Origin of the sequence: Ketobacter sp. MCCC 1A13808 (genome assembly GCF_009746715.1) — a bacterium.
Lineage (GTDB): Bacteria > Pseudomonadota > Gammaproteobacteria > Pseudomonadales > Ketobacteraceae > Ketobacter.
Map to the genome: position 1 here is coordinate 1 of NZ_VRKW01000037.1, position 3,996 is coordinate 3,996.

General features: G+C 43.1%; 6 protein-coding genes. 3 read left to right on the forward strand and 3 right to left on the reverse strand.

What is annotated here, in order from left to right; all coding sequences use genetic code 11:
* Positions 1-501: 501 nt before the first annotated feature.
* Positions 502-945 (forward strand): GNAT family N-acetyltransferase, encoded by a 444-nt coding sequence (locus tag FT643_RS22635; protein WP_156873678.1) that lies wholly within the window; start codon positions 502-504, stop codon positions 943-945.
* A 27-nt stretch (positions 946-972) separates the two neighbouring features.
* A complete protein-coding gene (locus FT643_RS22640; protein WP_156873679.1) occupies positions 973-1,500 on the forward strand; it encodes a YgjV family protein in 528 nt (175 codons plus the stop codon).
* A gap of 311 nt (positions 1,501-1,811) precedes the next feature.
* Here FT643_RS22640 and FT643_RS22645 read toward each other — a convergent pair whose 3' ends face one another.
* The 3 genes from FT643_RS22645 to FT643_RS22655 all read right to left on the reverse strand — a co-directional run bounded on the left by FT643_RS22645 (position 1,812) and on the right by FT643_RS22655 (position 2,733).
* Positions 1,812-1,991 carry a hypothetical protein gene (locus FT643_RS22645; RefSeq protein ID WP_156873680.1) on the reverse strand — a complete coding sequence of 60 codons (180 nt, stop codon included), beginning with the start codon at positions 1,989-1,991 and terminating at the stop codon, positions 1,812-1,814.
* A 207-nt stretch (positions 1,992-2,198) separates the two neighbouring features.
* Complete coding sequence (locus FT643_RS22650) at positions 2,199-2,495, reverse strand: type II toxin-antitoxin system RelE family toxin (protein ID WP_156873681.1); 297 nt, start codon at positions 2,493-2,495, stop codon at positions 2,199-2,201.
* Positions 2,485-2,733 (reverse strand): type II toxin-antitoxin system Phd/YefM family antitoxin, encoded by a 249-nt coding sequence (locus FT643_RS22655; RefSeq protein ID WP_156873682.1) that lies wholly within the window; start codon positions 2,731-2,733, stop codon positions 2,485-2,487. Before FT643_RS22655 ends, FT643_RS22650 begins: the two co-directional genes overlap by 11 nt.
* Before the next feature lie 199 nt (positions 2,734-2,932).
* Here FT643_RS22655 and FT643_RS22660 point away from each other — a divergent pair, with 199 nt between their 5' ends.
* Positions 2,933-3,514, forward strand: coding sequence for a hypothetical protein (locus FT643_RS22660; protein ID WP_156873683.1), 582 nt, complete (start codon positions 2,933-2,935; stop codon positions 3,512-3,514).
* The last annotated feature ends 482 nt before the right edge of the window (positions 3,515-3,996 follow it).

Here is a 3,996-nt window from a genome sequence, read left to right on the forward strand (position 1 = left end):
CACCGAGGGACGAGCGCAATATAACAACCAGATGATATGGAATCTAAAAGTTGTCACCCATCTTGCTGCGCAAGCTGACCGCCAACTTTCTTAACGATTCCATATATCTACTCTCGTTATACGTCATTTGCTCAGGTTGGTACCGGGGTTCGAATGTGAATAAATCCACAAACTGTAAATATATACAGTATTCCTGTATGTCAGCTATTGTCAGCGATTCATCCTTCCTATACGCTCTGAAGCGCTAGCGACGCTCGCATAACAGCAGTTAATGCGGACGACGCTAGCGCTTCAGAGTAAGGGTGGAATCTACCGGGTAAAAAGTGACCTTGTAGAGAGATAGTTGTTCTAAACAAGATAAGACTCTTGCGATCGGCTTGGGTGCCACAAACGACGCATAACAGCTCGATGATACGTCATCTAAAAGTTGTCACCGCTCTTGCGTGGCAAGAGCGCCGCCAACTTTCTTAACGATGACGTATATCTCAGTTATTAGAAAAAATGAAAATTCGCGCATTTAAACAAGAAGATCTTCCGGCAATTTTCGATATTTATAGTAGATCGAAACTTGATGAGCTTAAATATGAAAGTATGACGTATACGCTTTTATCACTTGAGGATGATGATAAAAGATTTAGTGAGCTTATGGAGTCAGATATTTACGTTTGCCATGAAGGTGATTTTATTTCTGGGTATGGTGCCATTTTTAATAGCGAAATTAGAGCGCTATTTGTTCATCCTAAGTGTAGAGGGAAAGGTATAGGAAAACAGCTGCTAGAATTCTTATTATTTTCCATTAAAGGTCAAGCAATTTTATTCGTTGCGCGTTCAAATGAATCAGCCAAGCATTTATACCATTTGTATGGATTTAAGGTTACAGATACTTTTTTAACCACATATAACCAAGTGCCGGTCGTTGCGCAAAGAATGGTTCGACCTGAATAAGATCAGTATTTCAGGAGTTTATGTGAAGTGGAGCTTGCTACAGTTTTTGGCGTTCTGGGAGTTATTGCTAATGTTTCATGGCCTCTTATTAAATCTAGAAAGCATATGCTGTTTGGCCAAATATTGGCGTGCATTTTTATGCTCATTCACTTTTGGCTTCTTGATGCGCAAGCAGCGGCTGCTGTTATGGCCACGGCTGGCCTTCAAGCCGCATTAGCAATACCATTAGAAACACACCCGAAATTCAAATCGATTTATCTTGTTTCTTTGCTTTTGACACCGATTGTCTCTTGGCTAACGTGGCATGGTGCACCATCAATATTCTCTACTTTTGCACTTATATTTTTCTGTATTGGTAATCTGCAAGTTAGTACCACGCGCTTAAGAGTATTACTTCTGTGTTGCTTGCTATGCTGGGTTGGGCATAATCTAATAATTTCTTCGTATCCTGCGCTGGTATCAAATCTATTAGCTTTATGCACCAGTGTATATGGGATTTCACGAGAATTAATGCTAAAAAAGTTAAGCCAACGAGAAGAAGAATTTGCAAGATAGCTCTAAAACAAGCCGGTATTCTAACAAGCCTATGCAGGGGAGCAAGCTACGTTCCGCGAATTTTGTGGTCGTCGCTATCGCTCCTTTATACCACAAAAATCGCTCCACTACGCTTGCCCCCTGATAGGGACGTTATTTTTTTGCAGGCTGAGAGCTTTTTTAAAACCGAGAGGTTTTACATTTACAGCTTCGCGGGCGAGTAGGGCATTGCTATTGATCGTTCGGGAAGTTTGGTGATGAATTTTAGTTGATCCGCAATCTATTTGATTTTGCCTTTTCTCCGTAGCGATGAATGAAGCCAGCGATTGAGTTCAGGAAGCACGGTTCTGTAATCGGGCCGTGAATTCGTTTAGTTTTGTGGTGTCATGGTGGTTTCTGGTCGTGCTGGATTCCGTTGCCACAACCACCTGTGTATTCTTCGAGTGACAATCGGTGTGTTCTACGGCTGCATCCATAGCTGATGGGCGGGCCCCCTGAAGTTCAGGCTTCATAAGCACTACCAAGTTGCAGTGCATTAAAGGTCAAAGTCAAAAAATAGTTGGGTGGTGCGGTGCAGGTAATTCGCTTTTGTACAGGCAACAAATAACCAGGGCAAGCACGGGACGCAGTTTCGTTCCGCATTTTTTGTGGTATCGCTTCGCTCTTTTTACCACAAAAAATGCTCCACTACACTGCGCCCATGTTCCCGGCGTTATAGCTCAGTCACCCTGCTGAAGTCGTGAGAGTGCAACATCATATACTTCGTTTCTGTCTCTCTTACCGACTGCAATCACAGTGACGACAATCACGTCATCATCGACCGAATAGACCAGTCGATAACCAACTTGGCGGAGTTTAATTTTGTACAAGTTGGTTGCACCCGAGAGTGCAGAATTGGGTACATGAGGATTTTCTAAACGTTCTTCGATCTTTTTCTTAAACTGATTTCGAATAGTATGCCCTAGCTTTTTCCATTCTTTATAGGCAGATTTCTTAAATTCTAAACTATAAGTCATCAAGCGTTACCCTAACTGTCTCCTCGTCTTGGCGCTCTTTAACTATTTTTATCAATTCGGCATCATCAATTAATCCCATCAATGCCTCATAAGCTTGGGCAGGAACGCAATAAAATGCCGGTTCGTTGCGATTTAATACTGCGATAGGCATACCATTGCCACTTGCAACGACCTTCATTGGGTTTGACTTTAGCTCAGAAATGCTGGCTGCAATTTCCGTAAGTACTTGATATGTCATGATATTTAATATTTCTCGGCAGATTTTATGACCTAATTATAGGTCTTTTATCCGGTCTTGTATATCGACTATAACAAACGCAAGCACGGGAACCAGCTACGCTCCGCCAATTTGCGGTTCACTTCGCTCACCTTACCGCAAATTGGCTCCACTACACTGGTCCCATGTTGCGGGCGTTATGGCAAGAGGAGAAAGTAATTTGGATAGTTTCAGTTCATTAGTAGAAGAGCATAGGGCCAAAGACGGCGTCGCCGATTTATTCGGTGTAATTCTATTTACAGATGAGCATCCAAATATTAAGAAAGTACTGCGAGATGATGACTATTGGCTTTCTCTTCACGAGCTTACTGGAGATAGATTTTGCGTTTTTTCTGTGAAGCCGGAGAAAGGAAGTTATGAGTTTCCTTCCTTTCCAAAAGGTACTATTGGAATGATGGTACAGATTTGGAAAGAGCCTTCGAAAAACAGAAAGCTGATTGAAACCTTTGAATTAAAAGATACAAGTAATTTGCCTCTTCTGTTGCTCTTCACCGAAGTTGGTGGCAAACATCTAAAAATTGAACTCAAGCTCAATGACTCAAGTCAAGACAACGCGTTCAACTCGCTAAGAGATCAGTTGCAGTTTTCACGCGATTCTTTAGCGAAAGTAAAGGAAGAAAACGTCAAGAATTCAGAGGGTCTGTTTGCCGCAGTTAGTATGCACAATGACCACAGAAACCAATGGGCGCTATTAAAAAAGGGTGTTGATATTTATGCGTACATCCGTGCGCTTTTGCCATAACCAGGCGTTCAACCGGACAATTTACAGCGGGGCATTTGCTTCGCAAATTTTACGCCCCGCTGTAAAACACTGCGCCCGCAAGCGGGCTCCGTTTTGCCGGTTAACTTGGCGTTATAACTTTGCGAGCTGAAATATTTTTAAAACCAAGCGGTCCTACATCTACTCTAGCGCAGGCGGGGTAGGGCATTGCTCCCGTTTATTCGGTCGGCTTTTTAAGTAGTGAAAAGCTGATGGCGATCAACTAGATTTAGTAGTTTCTCCGCAATTTGGACTGAGCTAACGATTTAGTTCAGGGAGCACTGCCCCAGAGTCGGGCCGTAGTTTTGTTCAGGTGTTGTGGTTTCACAGTGTTTTCTATCGGGTTGGTTCCGGGTGCATGGGCGGTTCGTGGACATCGAGGACGTGGCAAATTTTGGCAGAGGTGCATTCGATTCGGGTCGTGGTATATTCCGTGGCCACAAACCTTGAGTGCATTCTTGCGG